Source organism: Enterobacter cloacae complex sp. SHL012 (genome assembly GCF_049237505.1).
GTDB lineage: Bacteria > Pseudomonadota > Gammaproteobacteria > Enterobacterales > Enterobacteriaceae > Enterobacter > Enterobacter kobei.
Genome location: NZ_JBMKIZ010000002.1, coordinates 665,779 through 690,162 on the forward strand (window position 1 = coordinate 665,779; position 24,384 = coordinate 690,162).

A 24,384-nucleotide genomic window follows, 5' to 3' on the forward strand; every position below is an offset into this window, starting at 1 on the left:
CGGGCCTACGTTTCGTGCCGCGTTGAGGGTTTTTCGTAGGCCGGGTAAGGCATCGCCGCCACCCGGCAACAAATCACTTCAGCAGCTTGACCGTAGCGTCAATGTCAATTTCATCTTCGGTAAAGATCAGCGTCGTGTTCTGGAAGGTCGTGATCGCCAGCTTCTTCACGGTGCGCATTTCACCCGATTTTACCTCGGATTTCGGTTTAATGCTGTTCATCAGCAGACCCACCGACAGCACCGCGTTTTCTTTGTCGATTTTGGTTTCAACCGGCTCTTCTTCGCTGAACACCACGAAGGATTTGATCGAGGTGAGCTTCACGCGCTCGCCCGCAATATAGAGGTGTTTACTCTCGGGGATCACCTTCACCGCATAGGCGGAAAGGCCTTTATTATTCGTCGTCGGTTCGAACGTCACCGCCGCATCTTTCTTAATCAGATCAGGGTTGGCGACCTTAATCACATGAAAATAGCGGTTATCGCCGTTTTCATCTTTGATAAATCCAAAGCCTTTATCTTTAAACCACGTTGTGATTGTTCCGTTCATCGCTGTTACCGCCTGTCAGATCGTAATGACTAAAGTTTTGCAGCGCGCAGTGTAATGCACAATGGCTAAGGAGACAAAAAAAAGCCCCTGCACGGGGGCAGGGGAAAACTCATGTCAGAGCTTATTAGTATTTAGTTGAACACCATCCCACCATCAATCAATAAGGATTGCCCGGTCATGTAATCAGAATCCGGCCCGGCGAGGTATGAAACGCAGGCGGCGACATCTTCCGGCTCGGACAAACGACCCAGCGTGATGCGTTTGGCAAAAGTTTCCGTCCCGTAGCCAAGCGGTTTGCCCGCCGCCTCGGAGACCTGACGGTCGATTTCTGCCCACATCGGCGTTTTGACAATGCCCGGGCAATAGGCGTTAACGGTGATGCCCAGCGGAGCAAGGTCTCGCGCTGCGGTCTGGGTTAAACCGCGAACCGCGAACTTGCTGGAGCTGTACACGGCCAGTTCCGGGTTGCCGGTGTGGCCTGCCTGGGAGCAGGCGTTGATAATCTTCCCGCCGTGCCCCTCTTTGCGGAACGCGTCGATGGCAGCCTGAATACCCCAGATCACCCCTTTCACGTTGATGTTGTAGACCTTGTCGACAATCTCTGGCGTGATGGATTCGATAGGCGTGGACGGCGCAATCCCGGCGTTATTAACGATGACGTTAAATCCGCCCAGCGCGGTGCGCGCTTTTTCCACCGCCGCAAACACCTGCTCGCGGTCAGAGACATCCACCTTCACGGCGACAGCCTTGCCGCCGTTGCGGATGATTTCATCGGCGACGGCTCTTGCCGTCTCATCGTTATAGTCGGCAATGGCAACGGCAAAGCCATCCTTCACCAGGCGCAGCGCAATCGCTTTACCAATCCCCTGGCCTGAGCCGGTTACGAGAGCAACTTTTTGCATTTCTCTGTCCTTATATTGAGTCACAAAATCTGGCTGAGATGGAGCTGGCCCATCAGCAGCGGGTTATCGCTGTAGTCGACGGGAATGGCCACCACGGCCGGGCCATCGACATCCATCGCCGCGCGCAGCGTCGGTTCGAGCGCTTCAGCACTCTCCACGGCAAAGCCTTTCGCGCCGAAGGCATCGGCATAGACTTTGAAATCGACCGGGCCGAACTCGACGCCGGAAAGGCGCTGGTATTTTTTCTCTTCCTGGATCGCCACCATGTTGTAGGCGTTATCTACCCAGATGATGTGCAGCACGTTGGCGTTCAGGCGCACCGCGGTTTCCAGCTCCATGCTCGACTGCAGGAAACCGCCGTCACCGGAGACCGATACCACCTTGCGGCCCGGGTTCACCAGCCAGGCACCAATCGCCCACGGCAGGGCAACGCCCATGGTTTGCTGGCCGTTGGAGATCATCACCTGACGCGCGCGGAAGCTGTAGAGGTAGCGGGCGATCCAGATGTGGAAGCTGCCCATATCCACGGTCAGGGTCACGTCGTTATTGACGATGTCCTGCATGGCGCGCACGATGCGCAGCGGGTGCAGGGCAAACTGGTTGAGCGAGGCGCCGCGACGATCGAGCAGATCCCGCTGATGCTGACGATCGACCAGGATTTCAGAGGCGCGCTGGCTCAGCTCCAGCTTATGCTCGATCCGGCTGGCAAGCAGGTTCAGCGTTCCGGCGATATCCCCCACCAGCTCAAGATCCGGCACGTAGTTACGCTCTTCATAGGCAGGCAGCACGTCAATGTGCACCAGCGTGGCGTCGCCGCTGTTCCACATAGACGGCTCGTACTCCACCGGGCTGTAGCCGATGCAGATAATCAGATCCGCCAGATGCAGTAGTCGGTCGCCCGCCTGGTTATTGAACAGGCCGACGCGTCCGGCAAAGCGGGTAAAGTTCTCCTGGTTCACCGCCCCGGCGGCCTGATAGGTGCTGGTGACAGGGATACGGCTTTTCTCCAGCAGCTTACGCAGGGCATCGCTGTTCGCGGGCTGGCTGGCCATCAGGCCAAGTAAAATGACCGGGTTTTTAGCGTTTTCGATAAGCTTCGCCACGTCGTTAATCGCAGACTCCGGTGCCGGACCCATCAGCGCCGCACCACTGGCGGGTAAAATCGCCCCCGTCGCAGGCTGGTCGACGATATCCTGCGGCAGGCTGACGAACGCGCCCCCCGGCCTGCCGTGCTCGGCAGCGCGAAACGCGTTCGATACCACCTCGGCAATCGCGTCCGGCGAGCTGACTTCAACGGCATATTTGGTCACCGGGCTGAACATGGCGACGGTGTCCATGCTCTGGTGCACCAGCTTCGCTTTATCCGCGCGTTTGACCGCCCCGCCCAGGGCGACCACCGGGTCGCCCTCGCTGTTGGCGGTGGCAATGCCGGTGATCAGATTGGAACAGCCGGGACCGGAGGTCACCAGCGCCACCCCGGCTTTACCGGTCAACCGCCCTACCGCTGCCGCCATAAACGCCGCATTCGCTTCGTGACGCACGGGAATGATCTCGATGGAGGAGTCCAGCAGGGAGTCAAACACTTTGTCGATTTTCGCCCCCGGGATCCCGAACACCTGCTTCACGCCCTGCGCTTCCAGCTGGCCGACAACCATATCGGCGCCATGCGCCCACTGACGTGACTGTTTCTCACTGTTCACGGTAGTTCTCCTGTTAGTTTTCGACGGAACGGATCGCTGCATCCAGATTGCTGGGGTGAAGGTTGGCCTGTAAAAATGCGCTGTCGGCGGGCAGGTCAATCATGAGCTTGTGAATTTCGCCGAAGGTGAGCACACCGCTCTCAAGCTGATAGTCGAGCAGGTGTCCCCCTCCCTGACGGTCGTCAGTAATAAAATGCTCGTGATAACCGGCCACGTTAATGCCCTGCATATGCTGCGGGGTGCGGAACCCGACCAGCACGCCCTCGCGCTGGTTGAAGCGGAACACCGGCTGGTCATCCAGCACGTCGGTCATCGCCCGGTACGGCGGCGTCTGGCGCGGTACGGTGCGGGTGTGGGCGTGGCGGAAATTACCGTCGATACGCAACGCACAGAACAGGTTATCGGACGGGATTTGCTGGTCGATCACATCGTGGATCTGCTGACGGCTGACCGGCGTATCAAAGGTTTTACGGTACTGCGGCTGAAACCAGGTCATCACCGCGAACGGCGTTTTCTGCTCCGGCTTCGCGGCCCGGGCGCTGCCGTCGGCACGCAGCTGGTATACCTGGCTGCTGAAGGCAATCATTTCGCCATCCAGTTCGTTGAACGTACCCAGGCCAAAATCACCGTGTGCCAGCAGATCGGCGATGGTGGTCTCACCTTCGTATACGCCACTTAGCAGAGCGCTCATTAGCGATGTTTGATAGATCACGCTGTCAGGATGCTGGGCGGAGAACCCACGCAGGGTCTCGCACAAGCTGGCCTCACAGTCGCAGGCAGATGAATGCATCATCATGCTCGTCCTCTTCAACTTTATTTAGAAAGGTTAAATAAATGTTGACCCGATTCAGCAGAGAGTTCCAATATAGAAACCATGCTGGTTTGAGACGTTTTAGATATGGAACTTCGTTATCTGCGGTATTTTGTCGCGGTTGCACGCGAGCGACACTTCACCAAAGCAGCCAAAGCGCTGGGCATTTCACAGCCACCTCTGAGTCAGCAGATCAAACGGCTCGAAGAGGAAGTGGGCACCCCGCTGTTCAGGCGTCTGACGCGAGGCGTAGAGCTGACCGAGGCGGGAGAAGCCTTCTATGAGGACGCCTGTAAGATCCTGGCGCTGAGCGACGCCGCGCTGGAGAAAGCGCGCGGCATCGCGCGCGGGCTGAACGGCAGCCTGTCGATAGGCATCACCAGCTCCGACGCTTTTCATCCTCAGATTTTCGCGCTAATCCGTCAGTTTCAGGTGCAGAACATGGCGGTGCAGGTTCATCAGGTAGAAGCCAATATGTCGTCGCTGACGACGATGCTGGCGGACGGTGAACTGGATATCGCCTTCGTGCGCCTGCCGTGCGAAAGCAGCAAGATGTTTGAAATCAAAATTCTCGACCGCGAGCCGATGGTGGTGGCGCTGCACCGCGACCATCCGCTGGCGGAGAGCGATTCGCTGGCCTTAGAGCAGCTGCGGGATACACCGGTGGTGCTGTTCCCGCAGGAGGTCGCGCCGGGATTGTATGACCGGGTTTACAGCTACTGCGAGCGGGCCGGCATTAACGTGCAGCATGCGCTGCAGGCGTCACAGCTTTCGTCATCGCTGAGCATGGTTTCCGCGGGCGGCGGATTCGCGCTGGTGCCGAAATCGATGGCGGCCATTTCTCCGCCGAATGTCACCTATCATGCGTTGAACTCACCGGAACTTTATACCGATATCGCGCTCTGCTGGCGTCGGTTTGAGCGTTCGCGGACGGTGAAGCGGTTTTTAACGATGATGAGTGAGGGGTAGCGGCTGTATAGGTTTTTGTAGGCCGGGTAAGGCGTAGCCGCCACCCGGCAATGCCCTTCTGGAAGCCGCCTCGCAAACCTGCAAGCAACCTTATGTAATTCAGGGGCATCGCTTTTCATCCATTCTTCACGGTCGTAAAGTGCCTGCGTTGCGGCACATCCGTAACCGGGCGTAGGAACCCGCATACATGACACGGCAATTATTTTTGTCGCGACAGTGCTCATCCCGTTAAAATATGGTCGCGCTGGCGGAGCAACCGAAAGGTTGGCCGCTTTGTCATGTGCGGTATTCCTACCTCCGTCAGCGCTACCACCCATGAGCGTAGGAACTTATGTGGTGGTCTGGAGTATGTTTAAAAAGGAAAATCACATGACAACTATCCCTTCCCTGTCTTACGCGCTTACTGAAGAAAGCGCTGTTTATCATCTTCTCCACCTGCAACTTCCCGTTTCTGCGGATCTCTTCGAACTGGCTGATGCCTGCACTGCGTATGTCAGCGTGCTGGTGGAAACTGACGACACAGTGACGTTTACCACGCTATGCGAGCGACTGCTGGCTGCGCTGAAACGGCTGCGCGAGTGCTGTGACTCGGAGCTTCCGTCGTATCTGGTTGAGCAATTGATTGTAGGTGAAAAGATTACCTCCTGCGTGCCGGACTGCTGGCAGGAAACGACGCTGCAAGTGGACTATGCCGTGGCGTTAACGCTGGCGGTGATGGGCGGGACACTGCCTGCGAGCGTGGCGAAAGAACTCGTCGGGCTACTGCATGATATGGTCTGGCTACTGGCGGAGTTTGTGAAGGAGCCGTATATAACGGCGCACTGAGGGAGGTGATGGGGCCGGGGTTCTGCTGGATAAGATGCAGGATTTCGGCCTTATGCAAAATACAACGGTGTATGTTGAATGTCTGTTAAGAGCGAGAAGCAGACATAAATCAGGCTAAAGATTTATGCATTATGGATGATTTATTCTTTGCATTAGAGCCTGTAAAGCGTACTAGCATCTTTGGTCGTTAAATCAGCCATCTCTGAATATGCTCGCTGAAATCGTCACATTACCTGTAATAATCCGACAGTCATCTTTATTTTTTAACTAACCCAGTTAAAAATCTCGACCTGAACCAGGGCCAGCCGCTAACGATACTTATGCCACTCAGAATTAGCATCGATCCTGAAATAAACCCTGGCTGCAGCTGTTCTCTCAAAATAAATACTGCTGTAATGACCCCAAATAAAGGCGTCATGAATGAGAGAACACCGAGCTGAGATGCCATGTATTTCCGCATTAAACTGTACCAGGCTAAATAACTCAGAAAGCCAACTATTACGCTTTGAAAGATTAAACTAATAATCCCGAAGGTGCCGGGTACAAAGTGATTTTGGCCGGAGAAGTATGAGTAGGATGATAAAACTAAAACACCCCCTGCGAGCTGGAAAAAAAGCGTATGAGAAGCCGGCGACTCACTAAGAGATGAGCATTGGACGAGTACGGTAGTGGCTCCCCATGACAGGCCAGCAAATAAACCCATTATATCTCCTGCCAGTGTCTGGCTGGAACTATCCCCTGAAACATTACCTGTCAGAAACGCAACGCAAATCCCTGCAAATGTAATTGCTATCCCTATCCATTGCGGTGCACTTAGTCGTTCATCGCGCCTAAAAAACTGTAGCCCCAGAGCAGCAAAAATTGGTGCGGTGTATAGGAATACTGACATGTGCGATGCCGACGTATATCGCAGGCCTTCAGCAACAAACAGGAATTGCAAACCAAAAAGTACGCCCACAGCTCCCCCGGGAACTAAGCAATTAGCAAAATTTCTGAGTGGCGTTTTTTTAAGAATCATCATAAAACATATAAGGCCCGCAGCAGCTCCACTTCTGATTGCTACTTGCAGAACCGGGGAAATTTCATCAGCTACGCCTTTAATTGCGACCTGCTGAATTCCCCAGACTATACACAGCGAGGTCATGACCAGTGTGGCATATGTGTCAACCGGTTTTCGTTGTACCGTCACTTAATTCTCCATCAAATCGATTTTTTAAGGTCCCCTGGCCATTGTGTAACCCGCTCGCAGCGGGCCTCATAGTTTATGCTTTGAGCATATAGATACATGATTGCACTGTCTCACCGGTAGATGTGGTTACCTCTACCGGAACACGTTCATACTCTGCCCCTTCGAATTCATCGAGAGTGTGCCAGTGATTATGCAAATCCTCTGAAGTGAAAAGAAAACCCTGTACACGATTACCTGAGTCATCCAGTACAATTCCAGGATAACCCATCTCTGCCCCCCAGCCTTTCTCTAATAAAGAGCCGCCAACGTGGCCTTCCTGCCATGTTCCTCCGATATTTTCAAGAATATGAGCATTAGGTCGGCCAGGACCGAGTGTCCCATAAACAAACAAACTTTCCATTGTTCCTCCGGTATCGCTATGAAAATAGTAATCTTCTTTATGTTAATTTTGATTTTCCGACTCTGACCTGACAAATCATTTGTTTTCACAACATGCGTGAATTATTATCACGCGTATGATGTTCGATCACCTCCCCCCATTGCAGACTCTGCGCGCTTTTGAAGCAACTGCCCGCCTCTCAAGCATGACGCTGGCGGCAGCGGAGTTGCACGTTACGCATGGCGCGATAAGCCGGCAAATCCGGAAGCTCGAAGAGCATCTTGGGTTTAAGCTATTTTTCAGGCTGACACGGCAGATAATTCTGACTGAGCAAGGGGCTGAATTTCACCATGTGGTTACCCGTCTTTTGAGTGATTTAATGAGGGAAGCTGAGCGCCTGCGTGGAAGAAACCAGATGAAGATTTTGCGTATAAGTACAACGGTTTCATTTGCCAGCAAGTGGTTAGCACCGCGTCTCAGCCGTTTTAGGCAGAGATATCCTGAATTTGATATTGAACTGGATGTAACTGACATCAATGTGGATCTTAATGATGGTCAGGTAGATGCTGCCATTCGATACGGCCTTGGCAATTATCGAGATGTTTCGTCTGAACGTATGTTCGATGAAACAGTTACCCCTGTCTGTAGCCCAGATTTTCTTAAGAAACATAATGGACTGACAGAGATTAAGGGACTTTTAAACTGCGTTCTTCTTCATGAGTACAGAATGCTGGCTAACTGGAAGGCATGGTTTGAGATGGCCGGAGAAAAAAATTATAGCTGCCAGCAGGGGCCCTTATGGACTCTTGGCAGCATGGCGACTGAGGCTGCTATACGTGGCGAAGGTGTTGCTCTGGGACGCAGTGTTCTGATTGCGGACGATGTAGCTGCTGGAAGGCTTGTTGTTCCCTTTCCCCAGTACAAACTTAAGGCGGAGCGGGGATACGATTTAGTCTACCGTTCAGATGATCAAGATTCATTTAAAATATGCATTCTAAAACAGTGGATCTCTGAAGAATTGAGCTCTCTGAAAGATTGAATGCTGTCTAAAAAAGTCCGCTATTGGCACAAAGCGGACGTATCTTACACAATCACCCCATACAATGTTCGCACTCATTTAATGAGCGCCGTTATCACGAGCATATGAAAACTGCAGTTCATGACCATTTCCACGTTCTCAACCCGCCAACCACCGCCTATAGTGGTTCCAATCTGGAAACATGGGGCAAGGATGCTCGCAGTCTCAAGAGCGCCTTCGACACGGCCACCAGGCAATTTCCTAATCAAGCACTCGCTTTGGACGATCTTTACCGAATACAAAAAAAGAGCACTACCCGTCACCAGACGACATGCGAAAGCTCTTACCTAGCCTGGCTGGATGAAATTTCAGTAAAAATGGTGGTCATTGATGTGGCTGGGGTACATTTTAGAGTATTGTTTTTTGCTGATTTTGAGCGGGGATAGATCTTCATCAAACACATCAGCACACAAGCAGAGTATGACAAGCTCACGGATCTCTACCGGAGAACGAAAGAATGAATTATGCAGCAGCCATCAAAGCGGCAAATGATCTGACAAACGAGCTCCCTTTTTTGGGATCAAGCCCGTCGCGACAAGATTACGAGGATGCTCTGGGGTTGGTTGAGTATCTGATTGAGCATGACCCCGATAGCCCGCTGGTAGAATTGCTCACCGTCAAAATCGATAAATACGAAAACGAGTCTGCGGAGTTTGCAGAATTTAACGCGCGCTTTGCCAGCATTTCATCTGGAGTTGCACTGCTGAGAACGCTGATGGATCAGTACCAACTCACTCAGAGCGACTTTGAGAATGAGATTGGCAAGAAGTCTCTGGTGAGTCAGATCCTCAACGGACAGCGCACGTTAAAGCTGGATCATATGCGCGCGCTGGCGAAGCGTTTTGGATTGCCAGTGAGTGCGTTTGTGGGGAATTGAGCGAAAGCAGGTTAAGGTGACAGGGAATTAATGATGACATCGTAACGCTTTCCCACTCCCTTTTCCTGGTAATTGTCTGCGGCACATCATCTGTTACTCTGGCTGAACTCAAGGAGAGACAAGGATAAGAGATGCTGAACCCAGGATTAGTTACCCGCAAAGCGCTTGCTAACTGGCAGGATGTTCCCGCTTTTCTCCCCCAGTTCCAGTTTCATGAAAAACACCAAACGGTCATCCACACTTCCCACCCTGAAAATATTCTGCCGTTGATTGCAAACTTTGACATTCGTCAGGATGCCGTGATTCGGCGGTTAATGTCTTTGCGGCAAATACCGAAAAAATTATTACGGAATAAACAGGCCGGGTCGATGAGTAACTTTGGGTCGCACAGTTTTACCCTTTTGACCCAATCAGCGTCAGAGATCTGTTACGGGTTAAGAGGACAATTCTGGCGTACAGATTTCAATCTTGAAAACGTGCCGGATGCCAGTGCTTTTCAGACGCCAGTCGCTGCGGGTAAAGCAAAGCTGCTGCTGCGCTATCAGGTAACGGAACGCGCACCAGGCCAACATGAGCTCTCCACGGAAACCTTTGTTTATTGTCCGGACAGAAGCACTCAGCTAAAAATGACAGCTTACTGGCTGGTCATTCGGGCAGGCAGCGGCTGGATCCGTAAAAGAACGCTGAAGGCAGTTAAGTCGAATATTGAAGGGCTGGAGTGAGATGCTAACGAAAACGTTACAGCGTTTATCAGCAACGCTAATGCCATTTGGACTCAAACCGCCAGCTGATTGTAAATAACCTTCTTATACGTTGAGATCATCACAGATGGCATGTATCGTTTGCGCCTTAAGCCAATTGTGTACAATACGTTATGGAAGATACTGATAATGGATTTTAGATTTAGATTAATTACAGCAGAAGATCGCCCTTTTATGGTGCAGATGCTTTATGAGGCAACGATAGCCTCTGAACAAACATTTGACATAGATAACATTGAAAATTCTCCCCATTCATATGCATATATAGAAAATTTCCCTGAGGCGGGCGAGGTGGGTATTATTGCGGAATCCACAGATGGAACTCCAGCAGGGGCTGCCTGGCTCAGGAATTTCCCCGAAGGGGACAAACCTGGGATTTCGGGTCCTGAGTTAACGATTGCTATTGCTCCGTCATATCGCCGACAACACCTGGCTAAACGTATAATGGCGCAACTTTATCAGGCAGCCAATGCGTTAAATATTAAAACGCTGAAGCTGGGTGTTTATCAAAAAAACGTGCCTGCCCTGGCGTTTTATAAAAACGATGACTGGGAGCCAGATGTTATCTTTGGCGATTACGTGATGATGAAGCGCGCTATTTAATCGGCGCTTCTTAAAAAGAATTCCGTCGAGGTAATTCCCACTGACGAGCACGACCCCGACATTAACGCTGGAGCATATGCGCGCGCTGGCGAAGCGTTTTGGCGTGCCGGTAGGGACATTTGTGGGGAATTGATTAGGATGGAATTCAACCAGGTGTTAAGAAAAAAAGTGACGCAGCTATTCTTTTCGCCGTTGAAGTTGGCTCAACAATTGTGCCATCTGCACGAAACGGCTCTGCATAACCATAAATAATATTAGGTTATGTATCAGTTCTTTGAGGCAAAGCTGTTATCGGATATGAAAATTTAATAGTTACCATACCCTATTAATAAACCCGGCATAAGCCGGGTTATAAATCTAGAAAATCTAAAATTAATGACTGAACTTAAATATTTAAGCCAGACTCTGACTTTGAGTTTCCAAAAAGAAAACCTCACCACCGATAATTTTAGAAACAGCCTCTTTACTTTCATGCAAATAATTATTCTAAAAATTCCGAGAACGAATCAGCGACCAACTCAACCTCTTTATCATCCATCAGAAAAATAAACACTTTCCCTAATGAATCATCAGATTTGAGAGATAATAGAAAAGTGTTCCCCCCGTCATCATAAGCAAAAGGAACCATATTCCTTAACTCGCCAAATGACTCGATAAGGTCATGATAGAGTTGCTCAATTGGCAGGTCACCATATTTTATAGGGTTAAAACCGCCAAGTATAAAAGGATTACCCTCTTCATTATTGTGAGGATGTCCACCATTATTTTTAAGATAAAAATCAAGAAATGATGAAGGAAGATGATAATCAAAGTACGCATTGAACGCGTTTATTTCGTCTACAGTCAGTTTCTTTTCTGAATCAGTAAGGTACATTAGCATTTTCCTCCAACTGATCTGCGGGCACGGTTTCTGGCTGGATGGATATAGGCATTTCCAGTGGCAGCTTTGTACTGACTTACGCCACCAGTATGCGAAATTACCTGATGAGCACTTTGTTTAACCAATTGCATAGTCCCTTTGTTAGTTTCAGGATTATAATCATCAAGATGATGCCAAACATAAACACTTGGCGTAGTTTTTTGATTCAATCCAGCCTCTGTATTTGCAGCATGGAAATCTTGCAAATAATCTCCGGTATATTCAATATAAACAACAGGATTAATGCCAGCTTTATTATACAAGTCATTACTTCCCGAATAATCCAGCCCACCTGTAGGGGTTTGATCAACAGTACTGTATCCACGCTCACTAAGCTTAGCGATTGGATCGATGGCAAGACCCAGCAGCTCAATCCATCCCCAAGGATTAGCTGCATAATGATAAAGGTTTCATCCACCATTCAACCAAAACTGATCCTGTACAATAAACCGACCGCCCTGTAGGTCATAGCAGCGAAACAGGTTATAGTACGGTCCAGATTCACCGTCAGCTTATAGCCCGGCATAGCGAAACGGCTGATGTGTTTCACAATCCGTGAGAATCCTTCGCTCTGATGATGTACCTCGCAGCATTCGTCAGTTATCACGAAATCGATTTGGCCTCTTAGGGAAGTAAGAGGTTGAAAAGAGTTGTAGTTAAAGCGTGATTCTAAGATGAATATTGATTTTATCTGGAATCGGTCTTTTCACCCTTTAGTAATGCGTTTATTCACTATGTCATTCACATAATGTTCAATCGAAATATTGTGCTCCCGATTAATCTGAGAAATGAATGCGCTAAGATGCTCTTGCGATGCATGAAGGGTAGTGGCAATAAGGTTATCAAAATCGTTCTGAGTAAATCGTTTGTGTCCCTTCAACGTCGAGTGCTGAAGCAGAGTGTGTGCGGTCACTTCCATGACGGCCCGCCGGTAATGATCGGACAGCAGGACGTCAAGATCGGTCTGACGAATATCAAACTTAAAATAAAAGCTGACAAATCCCGATTCAACAGGTAATGAATAAATCAGTTTGTCGCCTAATTGCTCAACGTAAGGTTCATATCCTTCTCCCATTACTCGCGTAGTCTGCATAGAATCCCTCTCCTTTCATTCATCATAATTAATTCAATTAAATAAATACACAGCATAACCATTTTAAAATCTTGCATAAAATATCTGTAAGAATCACAGAGAGCACCCCTTTGCAAAAAAAAATAACATTATCGCTAACTCTCTTTTGAACGAAAAGAATTTACCCATAAAAATAATTATAAAACGCATTAAAACTTTCATTACCGATGAGAGGTACAATTCTTTTCCGCAACTCATCAATAAAATCATCCTTTACTTCGTCATTATCATCTGCTATATCAAAGATATCGTATTTACCATATACTAAATCAATAAGCTCAGCTAATGAAAATATAAATCCAGAGAGACTATCAGCTATTTTAAAAGGTTCAACTACATCATAACTTGCATAAACAGGAGTGTTATCTTCATCGACAACTGCAATTATAGGTTTACCTCCACCTAAATCATCACCAATAACCAGGTAATTGTTTGGCAAGTACTCATATCCATTTTGAACCTTCGAGATCTCACTCACAGAGTGAATTTTAAATGGCGTGAAGCCTGTTTCAATCTTTAATTTTTCAGGATTATAATTTTCATATAAAAATTCCACCTCTGTCGAACGAGGTAAGTTGGACGGGAAGGCATTGTTCAGATCATTGACGGTGCTGAAACTCCCTGACAGAGAGTATTTATTGCAAATGACAATAAGTTGTTTTAATGCTTTTTCAATCTCATTCACAATAGTACCAAACGCATCCATAAATATAGCCCTCAGTAACAACTAATTAAATTAGAAAAAAATTTATAAAAGCAATTAAACAATAAGAAAGTAAATGCATTCTGAATAAAAACATCATCTATATTATATAAGTCGGAAATAATTAATATTAACCCGGCTTTTATTAATCACTTATCTTTACGAGCACTGCCAAAAACCAGCTACGATATTTCCGCCAGATATATTTTTATACAAATACAAAGCACCGTAACCAAAGATGTAATCACCATCAAGCAATGCATCTGGATAATAATCTTCATCTATCTGCATGAAAAATTCATAACCATCTTTTTTCAAAGCATCAAAATAATAATCTTCCGATTGTATTAACCTTGCATCTTCGGTTTTAGTGATAAAGTCAAACTCTTCACTTTCAACCTTATCATACCCAACAACAACTGCCTTATTAATGTGTTTTATCGTAAATACATAATTATTGCTTTCATCAGAATGCGTGTGCGTAAAAACTTTTACTGAACAATTAGGGTAGATATTTTATCAATCATATCATCATATCGTTCAGGAGTAAGTATCGTAATAAACTCATGTGCCTCATCAGGATTCTAAACTGTCAAATAAAACTTATAACCCCGAACAATATCTAGTTCATCTAAAAAGAATTCAGGGATATTTCCACCAATCCGCCCAATGACATTACTATCAGAAAAGATACATATTTTAGAGATTAGATTAGATTTAATCATTTCTTAAACTCGCTCCTATAAAAAGTACATTTTCTCTTTCCTAATTCCCATAACCATTTCAGCGAACAAATTCTTAGCATCTTTAAGTCACATTCATGATTAACTACAATGTATGTCTCTTCAGGTATGATTAAAAAAATCAATAAAAGCCGGAAAAGTTTATTTTCTTTGCCGGCTAATGGATTTAATAAAGCCTAGAGTCTGAGCGTGGTTCAACATCTCTTATACCAAGTTGATTCGTTTTTTCAAAAATTAAATCATAGCAATAGACAGTCTCTTCCCCCTTTAATAAACGAACACCTTCAAGGCTCACTTTATATATTCCTTTAGGAACATCAGCGTTATTCCAACCAGTATAATCCTCCCACTCCCAAAACACTGCCATATCAGCAACATATAAATCACCAGTTACATTAAGATAGAAATATTTATCCGTGAATATGACTTCTCTGTCTTCATTGTCGGGGAATTCATTTAAAAAGAGCCTAACAACATAGCCACCATCATCAAGGCCCATGATAGGTAAGGCAATACCTTCATTAAGAACAAGATCCCCTTTGTCTGTAGTGGTGAATTCCTGGAGAATGTTATCTCCATCCTCTATCTTCCCACCAAATGGGGACAGTATTCCTGGATAATCGAAAATTATTATCCCGTTAAAATCCACATCAATGTCAATTATTTTAACCACATCTGCCTCCTGATGCCTTACCTGTTTGTTTATTATTGAACCACTCCAGCAGTTTTGAGTGTGCTTCTTTAGGAGTGACATTTCTGGCTAAGATTTCACCCGTCGAAGGAATCTTTAAATCACCTCTTATATGTGAAACGGAATCTAAATTACGGCTAGACGCATTGAATAAATCTTCCGCGGAACCCTGCCATGGCCCCTGAATTTTTCCAATATCGTTTTTAATAGCTCTATGTAGTTCTTCATGCATTCCAGCACTATAAGGATCCGGGAAAAACGTTGGGGTATTTTTCATGGTACCAAGATCGGTTAGCCCAATGCTGTTGGCCTTGTTTCGTGGGATTAAATGGTGTCCCATTCCATTTGGGTTCCATGCCCATGGCATTAATCCTAATGGATCTATCCAAGTAAGAGGATTAGGAACATATGAATATAAATTAAAACCACCATTCAGCCCAATCGGATCCTGCACAATAAACCGCCCGACCTGCGGGTCGTAGTAGCGGAACAGGTTATAATGCAGCCCCGTTTCACCGTCAGCATACTGCCCGGCATAGCGAAGCGGCTGATGCGCCATCGCCGTGCGATTCACAAGCCGTGAGAACCCTTCGCTCTGATGACGTACCTCGCCAAAGCTGCCGTACTGGCCGCTCCAGCGCACCGCGCCGCGCTCGTCGGTCACTTCCAGCGGCGCGCCGTTCAGGTCGGTGTTGAACCAGTAAATCTCACCGCTGTTCTGGTCACGAAGATGATCCACCCGCGCCAGCGGGCTCCAGGCTTCATTCGGGTCGTAGATATAGGTGTTGCACAGCCCGCTCTCCTGCTGCTCCTGCAGCAGGCGGTAGCCCTGCCACAGGAAGCGCGTTTCGGTGGTGCCGTGCGTCGTAGTGACGATTTTGCGCGTGCGGCGGCCCAGCGCGTCGTAGTGATAGCGCGCCTCAAACCGCCCTTCCGGCCCGGTTCCCCGGGCGGATACCAGACGGTTCTCGGCGTCATACGCATAATGCTGTTCATACAGCCCGTTGCGGCGGCTGACCAGGTTGCCCCAGTGGTCGTATTTCATGAACAGCGCCTGCCAGTGCTGCAGGCGGTTATCCGTGACCGGTGCCGCATCGTCACTGGCGGCGAGGTTATCCGCGGCGTCATAGCTGAACTGCGCGCGGCTGTGCCCCTGGCGGGCCTCGTAGTGCTTCAGCAGACGACCTTCGGCGTCGTAGCCGTAATCCACCTCACCGCGCAGGGTGTCGCTGACGCCGGAAAGCTCACCGCGCGCGGTGTAGCGATACAGCCGTTCCAGGAGCGCTTTCTCCGGCAGGGTCACGTCCGTACTCAGCTCACTGCGCTGAAGGGTGCGTCTGCCCAGGCTGTCATACTGGCGGAACTGCTCGCGCGCGCCCTGGGTGCGGCGCACCTCGCGGTGCAGGCGGTCGCGGGTGAACTCGGTCACCAGCTGCTGCCCGAAGCGGATGGCGCTTACGTGGCCGGAGCCGTAGTGCAGCCAGGCCAGATTTTGCTCGCCGGGCAGCGTCAGGCCGGTCAGGTTGCTCAGGGCATCCCATTCGTAGCCCACCGCGCCGTTAATACCGGATTCGCTCAGCACGCGCCCGTTGGCATCGTGCCGGTAAACAATCTCATCGCTTTCGATACCCAGGGCAACGCCTTCTGCGGTTGGCGTGCGGCGGATGCGGGTAATCTGGCCGCTCAGGTCGCGGAAGTAGCGGTACTCCGCGTGGCGCTGAGTGCGCCCGATCAGCAGCCCGCTGTCGTCATAGCTGAACTGCTGGACGCGACGGGCGATGCCGCCGTCGGCGGCAGGCCGGCCGTTCTCTTCGAGCGCGCAGAGGAACCCTCGCGCGTCCCATTCCATATGGCGCACGGTATCGTCCGGGCGAGTTTCGCTGAGCGGGCGGCCCACGGCGTCGTAGGTGAAGCGGTATTCCGCCCCGTTGCCGTTATCGAGTCGCAACAGGTTACCGCGCGGGTCATAGCGCCACTGGCGCACGCGGCCAATTCGGTCGGTAAGGCTGACCGGGAGGCCGAGCGCGTTATAGGCCCAGCTCACTTCGCTTTCCAGCGGGTCGCGCCAGCCCGTGAGCTGGCCGCGTTCATTCCACACCAGCGACTCACGGCTGCCGTCCGGGTGGATCACGGCGCTCAGCAGCCCGGCACGGCTCCATTCCCGACGCGTAATATTCCCTTCCGCATCCTCGCTGGCAATCAGCTGCCCGAATCGGTCGTAGGTAAAGCGGGTCACGCTGCCGGAGCAATCGGTGCGCTGCGTCAGCAGCCCCTGGTGGTTCCAGACCAGACGCACCACGCCGCCAATGGCGTCGGTGATGCTCTCCGGCAGGTTTTCTTGATCGTCGGGATAGTCATACGCGGTGGCGTTACCGGCCGGATCCGTTTCCGACAGCAGGCGACCGCGAAGGTCGTACATGGCCTGCGATGAGGTACCGTCCGGATACACTGTCCGGGTGATGCGGTCGGTCAGACGATACCAGTGATACTCCGTACGGCGGCCCGCCGGGTCCGTCTCGCTGGTCATGCGGCCGTATTTGTCCCACGTGCTGCGGCGCATCGCTCCGCCGGGGAGAATGACGTCGCAGAGTTCGCCGTCGCGGTAAACAAACGTCGTCTGACGACCGTCGTAATCCGTGAAGCGCGCAACGTTGTCGTCGTCGTCCACCAGCCAGTGCGCCTGCGCGCCGTCATCGCGGGTCGCACGGCGGGTGCCGTTATCAAAATCGTATTCGAATGTCAGCTGTTCGCCGCCGCTGTGGCGGAAGCCGACCACGCGCGGCAGGCCATCAATCTCCTGCCAGCGGTATTCGCTCAGCAGGCCGTTGGCGTCCTCATGGGCGCTCATTAGCCCGTCCTGCCAGCGGAAGCGTCGGCGCACGCTACCGCCCCGGCCGGTCACACAGACCAGCTGGCGCTGTTCATCATAAGCGTAACTGACCAGGCAGATCTCGTCATCCAGCCAGGCACCGGCAAGCCTGTCACTGTCGTAGCGGCAGACTACGCGCTGGCCCGCGCTGTCGGTAAGGGCATGCAGAGTATTATTCGCATTCCACTCGAAGAGGATAGCGTTGCCGCAGGGTTCAGAGATGCGCTGGAGCAGCGACGGGGCATTATCCTTAAGCGGCGCATAGTGCCAGCGCTCGCCGCTGACGTCATACACCGACCAGCTGTCGTCAGAGTGGTGCTCAAGCCAGTTTTTTTCGCTTTCGCAGTAGGTGCGCATCCCTTTCGGGACATTCGGGAAGGCGATGTAATCACCGGACGGCGCACGCCACACCAGCCCGTCCTGATACGGCTCCAGGCGGCTTTCCCAGAACAGGCTCCACCCGCGGCCCAGCACGCTGTCACCGGGGTTGCCGCTGCGCCAGTAGCGCTGCCAGCGCACCGGCAGACGGGAAGGCAGGACGAAGTCCAGCTCATCATCCCCGCTGAGAAACTTCTGTCCGCTGACGATATCCACCGGGCGGGCGATGATCCCCGCGGCGGCAACGCCGGTCATCAGCGTGCCGGCGCGGCAGGCGATACGGGCCAGCTTATTGATACCGGGAATTTTCCCCAGCAGCTTAGACAGCGCCCCAACTTTGCCAGCGGCACCGCCCCACCCGCCGAGCAGGCCGGCGAACAACAGGGTAAGATCGGAGACTTTATACAGCCACTCGGGGACTTCAGACTGAATGGGCAGGGTTTGCTGCGGGTCGCCGCCGATGATGACGTTGTCCGAACCGGTCATCACCTTCGCGTCGCAGGTGGTACGATCCCCGATGCGGGACGCAGGCTGGCTGTTAATGAAGACTCGCTTAGAGCCTTCGGCCATCTGCTGCGAGCCGTCGTCAGAACAGTCGACGGTGCTATCGGTGGCAAGCGCGGCGGGTTTACCGTTGATAAACACATTGGGCGAGCCGGAAGTGATGACGCCTTTCTTCGTCATACTGGATGCCCCGGCGTCCGCGATGCTGTCGCGGGCGGCGGTCGCCAGCTCCCCGGTGTAGTACCCCACGGCCAGGCTCGCGCCGACGAGCAGGACGCCCACGCCCAGGCAGGATGCGCCAAGTCCGGCAATAAACATCGCCCCCGCCAGAATGCCCCCGGCGGCGGCAATCAGGCCGCCGACAATCGTTCCGGCAATCATCCCGGCAAGCGCACCGGAGTGGCCGATATCATCACCTACGCGTGCAGCTTCAAACATAACAACGGTCCCTGATGTTAATGGTGGAAGCGAAAGCTCCTGAGAAGATCGCCAAACAGCTCGCGGTCAGCATCGCCCAGCGCGCGGGTGCAGGTCATGGTGAAGACCAGAATTTTATTGCCGTCGACGTTAAACACGGCCTGCTGCTGCCAGATGCGTTTGCCGTCGCGCAGGTAGCTGGCATGGACGGTTTCACCCTGTGAAAGGCCGTCACCCAGCGTAGCGGCGCTACGCTCCCCCTGCTTCCATCCCTTGATGTGTTTTTCCATCAGGGCGAGCTGGCGATCGATGTACGCGGCAAGCGCTTCGCCAGCGTTGAGGGCATCACGGGAGAGGTTGAACGCTGGCGCGTCCGCTGCGGGCGGCGCGAAGACGTTGACGGTACGATCCTGATAACCTTCAGGAAAATCGATCAGACCTTCACTGAAAAGGCACTGCGAAGTTGGTTCTGACATTGAGCGGGTCCCACCACATATTTTCAGAAGCGGTAAGTTTCGCATATGTGTTTAAGGCTGACTATCCCCAGATTTTCGCCCCACCGCCACGCTCGCCGACAGCCCCGCCACCAGCTCAACCCCCTCCGGCAACCTGTCGATATGAATACGCACCGGCACGCGCTGCGCCAGCCGCACCCAGCTAAAGGTGGGTTCGACGTCGGGCAGCCCCAGCCCGCCCGTTTCGTCGTTGCTGTCCCCGATCCCACGCCCGATGCTCTCCACGTGCCCCGTGATGACCGGATCGTATCCCATCAGCACTATCTGCGCGGCATCCCCGACGCGAATATGGCGCAGTTTAGTCTCCTCAAAATACCCCACCACCCAGAAGCTGTGGGCATCGACGATGGCGACCTTTGTCTCCCCCGCCGTCGCGTAGTCTCCGGGTCGAAGCCGCAGGTGCGTAACGTACCCCGAGACCGGCGCACGCACGGTGGCGTGCGCCAGATTCAGCTCTGCCAGATCCAGCGCGGCCAGCGCGCCGTGATAATTGGCCGCCGCGACGTTCGCCGCGCTGCCGGTTTGCTGCACATCCTCGCTCGAAATGGCGTTTTTAATCAGCGTGCGGCGATGGGCCGCATCCTGGCGCATCAGCATCTCATGGCGTTTCGATTCCACATCCGCCTGCGCGCTGGCCACCGCCAGCCTGAGCCAGCGCGGATCGATGGCGTAGAGCACATCGCCCCGGTTCACCCACTGGTTGTCCCGCACGGCCACGCTGATGACGGGCCCGGAGACGTCCGGCGCAATCTGCACCACGTCCGCCCGGACGCGGCCGTCGCGGGTCCACGGCGTTTGCGCGTAGTGTTTCCACATCATAAACGCCAGCAGCGTGGCCGCTGCGACGGCGCTTAACGTCAGCGCATAGCGAGCCAGTAAAGAGAGCAGTGATTTCATGACAATAACCCCAACGCGATCAGGCCCTGCATCAGCAGGTAAAAGATGACAATCCAGATTGAAACATCCATCAGCGGGCGAAACGGCAAGCGCCGGTAGACCCTGCTGAGAGAGAAAAGCGCGACGAGGCTCAGCGTGCAGACCAGCGTCGCGAGGGCGGCCATCAGCAGCCCCGGAATAAAAACGCCGCCGATATTAATATCGTTAACCATGGTCTGGCCCCCGTAATGCACAGTGAAAATCCACCAGCCTGAAGACAAACTGGCGCGTAGGTTCATCTGCGGCAGGCAGGTTTTGCTCGATGATGGCGGTAATGCGTTCGCCTAAGGCGTGGCGGTCCGCGGCGTTTATCCGATGAAATAGCGCGTCAACCTCCCTGCCGGGCGGTGTGTCACTGCGGCGTATATGCATGACTGAAAGCCCCAGGCGCAGCGCGTGCAAAAGCCTTTCAAGCGCCTGCTCTGGCGCACGCTCGCTGCGCTGCAAACGCGGCAGCAACAGGGCGGTTCGGTCCATCATCAGATTGATCCAGTGCGTTTCGTCGACCCGCAGCGTGCCTTTCACGCTGCGGCGAATGTCGCGCTGGCAGAGGTTCAGCAGACGCGTGATGGCGGCGTCCGCCTGCACGGTTTGCATCAGGCTCATGCTGATGACGGCAAAGCCGGTCGCTGCAAAGAGCGCAATGGCGGTGTTAGCCGCGACGGCGAAGTCGCCGCTGTAGTGCGCGCCCAGCTCGCACAGAATGGGCAGCGTCAGGGTGATGCCCATCGCCATAAACGTGGTTGGCGGGCGCGCCTGAAGCGACCCGGCCAGCAGATACGCCGGAGCAAGCACCGCCACCAGCACCGGGAAATCGCTTACCTGCGGCAGCAGCGCAAAGCTGTAGAGCAGGCTAATCACCACGCCCCAGAACGAGCCAATGATGTATTTCACGATGTGGGGCGCCGGCGTGTCGAAACTGCCAAACAGCGTGCAGCAGACGCCAAGGATAGAGACCGCCGTACCGCCATCCGGCCACGCAGAGAAAATCCAGACCAGGCAACCGCTCAGAATGATGACGAAAGCCCCCAGCGCCGTGCGGGCGGCGGTAAGCGGATCGCGGTGGAAAACGTAGCCTTTTGCCGCGCGGGTTTGCATCTCCCCAAACGCAGGTTTTGCGTGGTGGATAGCCCCGGAAAGACGCTCGCACTGCTCCAGAAGCGCGATAGCCTCTGAGAGGTAGCGAATAAAACTGACCTGCAACGCGTCGTCAATCGTCAGCGCATGCGCGGCATACCGATCGATAAGAAGCGTACAGCGGAGCCGCAACGCCTCAGCCGCGCTGCTGGCACCCGCGTCTTCAGCGGCAAGCCAGGCCTGAACATCCTCCCGCAATGCCTGCATGTCGGCGGGCAGAATTCCGGGCGTCAGCAAGCGATCGTGTAGTTCACAGTTGACGATCGCGAGCCGTGCCAGCCGATCGTGAATCGCTTTTCTGGCCTGCCGCACCGGAGCTGACAGGGCAAAATCATACGGAACATGGTGGCTTATCCCCTGCAGGAACTGCAGCGCCAGGGCCAGATGCAGGGGGCCGGAAGCCGCGCCGGGTTTACCCGCCAGGGTGTCCGCCACCCGACCGCGCGCGGCCTGTAGCGTCTGGGATAATTTCGCGTTGAATAGCCCTGATACGCGTGCGGGCAGCACGTAGCGGTGAATCAGCCCCGCACAGAAAATCCCAATTGCGATCTCCTGCACGCGGACGAGGGCAACGTTAAAAATGCCACCCGGATCGGATACCGCGGGAAAACCAATCAGGCTCGCGGTGTAACCGGCCAGCACGAAGGCATAGGCCCGGGGCGTGCGCTCCAGCAGGGAGAGCCACAGGCAGAACGTGATCCAGCCCGTCAGCACCACGCTGCACAGGATCGGCATATTCGCGAAGATGGGCACGATCACAACGGTCGCGCTGGCCCCCGCCACGGTCCCGGCCAGCCGGTAGAGGCTCCTGCTGAGCGACGCCCCGACCGACGTCTGCGATACGATGTAAACCGTAATAATGGCCCATGAGGGACGTTCGAGACCTATCGACAGCGCGAGGTAGTAAGCCAGCATCGCCGCGGCAAAACTCTTCGCGGAGTAGATCAGCGCGCCCGCATCGTTTCGCAATGTGGCGGGGAGACGCACGTGATGAGAGAAGATTTTATTCATGCCGGGATTATTACCGGCTTGCAGACCCGCTTAAATACTCTATTCTGTCAAAAAATACCTAAATGTTGCCAGAATCATGAAGCCGCAATCCGCTAATACGCTGTATGACCCTGACTCTACCGCCTCTCCTGCCGTGGCGCGTCATCTGGACTTTGTGGACTACGCTGCGGAAGTGCCGGTGCATACCCATCGCAAGGGCCAGCTGATTATTGCCCGTTACGGCGCGGTCAGCTGTTACGCGGAGAATGACATCTGGATCGTGCCGCCAGACTGCGCAGTCTGGATCCCCGGCGGGATCCCGCACAGCGCGAAAGCGACGTGGAACGCGCATCTGAACTATTTGTTTATTGAGCCCGGCGCGGCGGCGCTGCCGGAGAGGTGCTGCACCCTGGCGATCTCGCCGTTGATTACGGAGCTGGTCGACCGCCTGACGCGCGAAGGCGTGGATTATCCTCCCGACAGCCACGCCGCCAGACTGACCCGGGTCACGCTGGATGAGCTCGCCAGCATGCCGCAGCAGAAGCTCAGCCTGCCGGTTTCGACCGACCCGAAAATTCGCGCCATGGCCGACGCGCTGGTCAGCCGCCCTGAGGACAGAAGCACCCTGAAAGACTGGGCGAAACGGCTCGCCCTCAGCGAGCGCTCGTTTGCACGCCTGATGCAACGCGAGACCGGGCTGAGCTTCGGACGTTGGCGCCAGCAGCTGCATTTGATTATTGCCCTGCGGGAGCTGGCCAGCGGCGTGCCTGTCCAGAACGTGGCGGCAACGCTTGGGTATGAATCCGTGAATGCGTTTATCACCATGTTCAGAAAAGCGATGGGCAGCACACCCGCGCATTATTTTGCCGAACGGAAAAACAGCGGTCGTTAACCCGGCCCCTCGCTCCCCGCCGCCAGCAGCGGCACCACCACGTCGCTGATGGGCACCGCAATCCCGTGTTTGCGGCCATAGCGCGGGATCACGCCGTTGCGGATATCCCACTCCATTGGACGGTTGGCCTGACGATCGGCCAGGATCGACGTGCCCAGGTCTTCAGGCGCACGCTGAAAGTTCGCCAGGATCTCCCCGGCCACCGCATCGTCAAGCTTCGCCCCCTCGGCGCGGGCAACGGTAAGCCCCTCGCGCAGATAGGCCAGCGCAAGTTCGCTGATGTCCTCACGCCTGAACATCCCGGCGCGGCGGTTAGCCAGCACCATCAGCCCGGCGACCGCGTTTTGCAGCAGCTTGCGCCAGGCGACCGTGGCGAAATCTGCCGAGAGTTCCACTTCACAGCGCGTACCGCGAAGCGCATCCACCACCCGCTGCGCCTGCGGCACCTCCGGCAGCGTCAGACGCGGTTTGGCACGCAGCCACACGGAGGCATCCGGCTCGCGCTGTGCCGGGAACCAGACCACCGACGGCAGCACCGTTGCGCCGTTGACCCACGGCTCAAGCTGGGCTTTCTGCTCCACGCCGTTTTGCAGGGCGCAGACCACGGTGTTTTCATCGCACAGCGCGCGCAGCCATCCGGCGCTGTCGGCATTTTGCGTCGTTTTTACCGCGATAAAAACCAGATCGGCGGGACGCGTAATGACGGCAGGATCGGTTAAGACCGGACCGGGTACCACCGTTTCGCCCTCGTCATAACGCAGGCGTAATTCCGGATGTGCGGTACGTCCGCACAGCAGCGGCGTGCGGCCCACATCATGCAGCACCGCGGCAATGGTGGTCCCAATCGCACCGGGACCTATCAGCGCAATCACTGGATTGTCAGACATGATTAACTCCCCTTTTCGCTAAGCCTGCTA

General features: G+C 53.4%; 25 protein-coding genes and 1 pseudogene. 8 read left to right on the forward strand and 18 right to left on the reverse strand.

The features are described from left to right. Nucleotides 1–73: 73 nt before the first annotated feature. The 4 genes from ACOTY9_RS10840 to budA form a co-directional block, all read right to left on the reverse strand. Entirely contained in the window at nt 74–547 is a 474-nt protein-coding gene (locus ACOTY9_RS10840) for a cold-shock protein (protein WP_014882920.1), read from the reverse strand. 131 nt (nt 548–678) lie between these two features. Next, a complete protein-coding gene (locus tag ACOTY9_RS10845; RefSeq protein ID WP_014882919.1) occupies nt 679–1,449 on the reverse strand; it encodes a (S)-acetoin forming diacetyl reductase in 771 nt (256 codons plus the stop codon). A 20-nt stretch (nt 1,450–1,469) separates the two neighbouring features. Continuing rightward, nucleotides 1,470–3,149 carry an acetolactate synthase AlsS gene (gene alsS / locus ACOTY9_RS10850; RefSeq protein WP_045134276.1) on the reverse strand — a complete coding sequence of 560 codons (1,680 nt, stop codon included), beginning with the start codon at nt 3,147–3,149 and terminating at the stop codon, nt 1,470–1,472. A gap of 13 nt (nt 3,150–3,162) precedes the next feature. After that, on the reverse strand, nt 3,163–3,942 hold the full coding sequence (budA, locus tag ACOTY9_RS10855) for an acetolactate decarboxylase (protein WP_014882917.1): 780 nt from the start codon (nt 3,940–3,942) through the stop codon (nt 3,163–3,165). Nucleotides 3,943–4,047: 105 nt separating this feature from the next. Between budA and ACOTY9_RS10860 the strand changes: the two genes are divergently transcribed. Both ACOTY9_RS10860 and ACOTY9_RS10865 read left to right on the forward strand, forming a co-directional pair. Beyond that, entirely contained in the window at nt 4,048–4,929 is an 882-nt protein-coding gene (locus tag ACOTY9_RS10860) for a LysR family transcriptional regulator (protein WP_047344433.1), read from the forward strand. A gap of 369 nt (nt 4,930–5,298) precedes the next feature. Then, complete coding sequence (locus tag ACOTY9_RS10865; protein ID WP_348565710.1) at nt 5,299–5,754, forward strand: hypothetical protein; 456 nt, start codon at nt 5,299–5,301, stop codon at nt 5,752–5,754. Between the two features lie 256 nt (nt 5,755–6,010). Here the strand turns inward: ACOTY9_RS10865 and ACOTY9_RS10870 are convergent, their stop codons facing one another. Continuing rightward, on the reverse strand, nt 6,011–6,943 hold the full coding sequence (locus tag ACOTY9_RS10870; RefSeq protein ID WP_348565711.1) for a DMT family transporter: 933 nt from the start codon (nt 6,941–6,943) through the stop codon (nt 6,011–6,013). 73 nt (nt 6,944–7,016) lie between these two features. Beyond that, entirely contained in the window at nt 7,017–7,343 is a 327-nt protein-coding gene (locus tag ACOTY9_RS10875) for a gamma-glutamylcyclotransferase family protein (RefSeq protein ID WP_023317940.1), read from the reverse strand. Nucleotides 7,344–7,458: 115 nt separating this feature from the next. Here ACOTY9_RS10875 and gcvA point away from each other — a divergent pair, with 115 nt between their 5' ends. The 5 genes and pseudogenes from gcvA to ACOTY9_RS10900 all read left to right on the forward strand — a co-directional run bounded on the left by gcvA (nt 7,459) and on the right by ACOTY9_RS10900 (nt 10,641). Then, a complete protein-coding gene (gene gcvA / locus ACOTY9_RS10880; RefSeq protein WP_233096928.1) occupies nt 7,459–8,361 on the forward strand; it encodes a transcriptional regulator GcvA in 903 nt (300 codons plus the stop codon). Nucleotides 8,362–8,534: 173 nt separating this feature from the next. After that, a pseudogene (locus ACOTY9_RS10885) lies at nt 8,535–8,861 on the forward strand (type II toxin-antitoxin system HigB family toxin). Then, the gene (locus ACOTY9_RS10890; protein WP_348565713.1) at nt 8,858–9,277 is read left to right on the forward strand and encodes a helix-turn-helix domain-containing protein; all 420 of its coding nucleotides are present in this window, start codon (nt 8,858–8,860) and stop codon (nt 9,275–9,277) included. The pseudogene ACOTY9_RS10885 and the gene ACOTY9_RS10890 overlap by 4 nt, the downstream one beginning before the upstream one ends. A gap of 131 nt (nt 9,278–9,408) precedes the next feature. Further along, nucleotides 9,409–9,999 carry a hypothetical protein gene (locus ACOTY9_RS10895; protein WP_348565714.1) on the forward strand — a complete coding sequence of 197 codons (591 nt, stop codon included), beginning with the start codon at nt 9,409–9,411 and terminating at the stop codon, nt 9,997–9,999. Between the two features lie 168 nt (nt 10,000–10,167). Further along, nucleotides 10,168–10,641 (forward strand): GNAT family N-acetyltransferase, encoded by a 474-nt coding sequence (locus ACOTY9_RS10900; RefSeq protein ID WP_348565715.1) that lies wholly within the window; start codon nt 10,168–10,170, stop codon nt 10,639–10,641. Between the two features lie 481 nt (nt 10,642–11,122). Here ACOTY9_RS10900 and ACOTY9_RS10905 read toward each other — a convergent pair whose 3' ends face one another. The 11 genes from ACOTY9_RS10905 to ACOTY9_RS10955 all read right to left on the reverse strand — a co-directional run bounded on the left by ACOTY9_RS10905 (nt 11,123) and on the right by ACOTY9_RS10955 (nt 22,596). Then, a complete protein-coding gene (locus ACOTY9_RS10905) occupies nt 11,123–11,515 on the reverse strand; it encodes an SMI1/KNR4 family protein (protein WP_348565716.1) in 393 nt (130 codons plus the stop codon). Then, nucleotides 11,515–11,823: an HNH endonuclease gene (locus ACOTY9_RS10910; protein ID WP_228037268.1), complete on the reverse strand. Its 309-nt coding sequence runs from the start codon at nt 11,821–11,823 to the stop codon at nt 11,515–11,517. The genes ACOTY9_RS10905 and ACOTY9_RS10910 overlap by 1 nt, the downstream gene beginning before the upstream one ends. A 443-nt stretch (nt 11,824–12,266) precedes the next feature. Beyond that, a complete protein-coding gene (locus ACOTY9_RS10915; RefSeq protein WP_045134287.1) occupies nt 12,267–12,653 on the reverse strand; it encodes a hypothetical protein in 387 nt (128 codons plus the stop codon). Nucleotides 12,654–12,813: 160 nt separating this feature from the next. Continuing rightward, a complete protein-coding gene (locus ACOTY9_RS10920; protein ID WP_348565717.1) occupies nt 12,814–13,398 on the reverse strand; it encodes a hypothetical protein in 585 nt (194 codons plus the stop codon). A 156-nt stretch (nt 13,399–13,554) separates the two neighbouring features. Further along, complete coding sequence (locus tag ACOTY9_RS10925) at nt 13,555–13,686, reverse strand: hypothetical protein (protein ID WP_265343127.1); 132 nt, start codon at nt 13,684–13,686, stop codon at nt 13,555–13,557. A 618-nt stretch (nt 13,687–14,304) separates the two neighbouring features. After that, complete coding sequence (locus ACOTY9_RS10930; protein WP_348565718.1) at nt 14,305–14,811, reverse strand: hypothetical protein; 507 nt, start codon at nt 14,809–14,811, stop codon at nt 14,305–14,307. Further along, nucleotides 14,804–19,018 carry an RHS repeat-associated core domain-containing protein gene (locus ACOTY9_RS10935; protein WP_348565719.1) on the reverse strand — a complete coding sequence of 1,405 codons (4,215 nt, stop codon included), beginning with the start codon at nt 19,016–19,018 and terminating at the stop codon, nt 14,804–14,806. The genes ACOTY9_RS10930 and ACOTY9_RS10935 overlap by 8 nt, the downstream gene beginning before the upstream one ends. Nucleotides 19,019–19,035: 17 nt before the next feature. After that, the gene (locus ACOTY9_RS10940; RefSeq protein ID WP_014882888.1) at nt 19,036–19,473 is read right to left on the reverse strand and encodes a DcrB-related protein; all 438 of its coding nucleotides are present in this window, start codon (nt 19,471–19,473) and stop codon (nt 19,036–19,038) included. A 51-nt stretch (nt 19,474–19,524) separates the two neighbouring features. Next, complete coding sequence (locus ACOTY9_RS10945) at nt 19,525–20,409, reverse strand: HlyD family secretion protein (RefSeq protein ID WP_023332311.1); 885 nt, start codon at nt 20,407–20,409, stop codon at nt 19,525–19,527. Further along, nucleotides 20,406–20,621 carry a DUF1656 domain-containing protein gene (locus ACOTY9_RS10950; RefSeq protein ID WP_014882886.1) on the reverse strand — a complete coding sequence of 72 codons (216 nt, stop codon included), beginning with the start codon at nt 20,619–20,621 and terminating at the stop codon, nt 20,406–20,408. Before ACOTY9_RS10950 ends, ACOTY9_RS10945 begins: the two co-directional genes overlap by 4 nt. After that, nucleotides 20,614–22,596, reverse strand: coding sequence for an FUSC family protein (locus ACOTY9_RS10955; RefSeq protein ID WP_348565721.1), 1,983 nt, complete (start codon nt 22,594–22,596; stop codon nt 20,614–20,616). The genes ACOTY9_RS10950 and ACOTY9_RS10955 overlap by 8 nt, the downstream gene beginning before the upstream one ends. A 76-nt stretch (nt 22,597–22,672) precedes the next feature. Here ACOTY9_RS10955 and ACOTY9_RS10960 point away from each other — a divergent pair, with 76 nt between their 5' ends. Next, on the forward strand, nt 22,673–23,467 hold the full coding sequence (locus ACOTY9_RS10960) for an AraC family transcriptional regulator (RefSeq protein ID WP_014882884.1): 795 nt from the start codon (nt 22,673–22,675) through the stop codon (nt 23,465–23,467). Here the strand turns inward: ACOTY9_RS10960 and ACOTY9_RS10965 are convergent. Further along, nucleotides 23,464–24,354, reverse strand: coding sequence for an oxidoreductase (locus ACOTY9_RS10965; protein WP_059372687.1), 891 nt, complete (start codon nt 24,352–24,354; stop codon nt 23,464–23,466). The two genes, ACOTY9_RS10960 and ACOTY9_RS10965, sit on opposite strands and share 4 nt — an antisense overlap. Nucleotides 24,355–24,384: the final 30 nt, after the last annotated feature.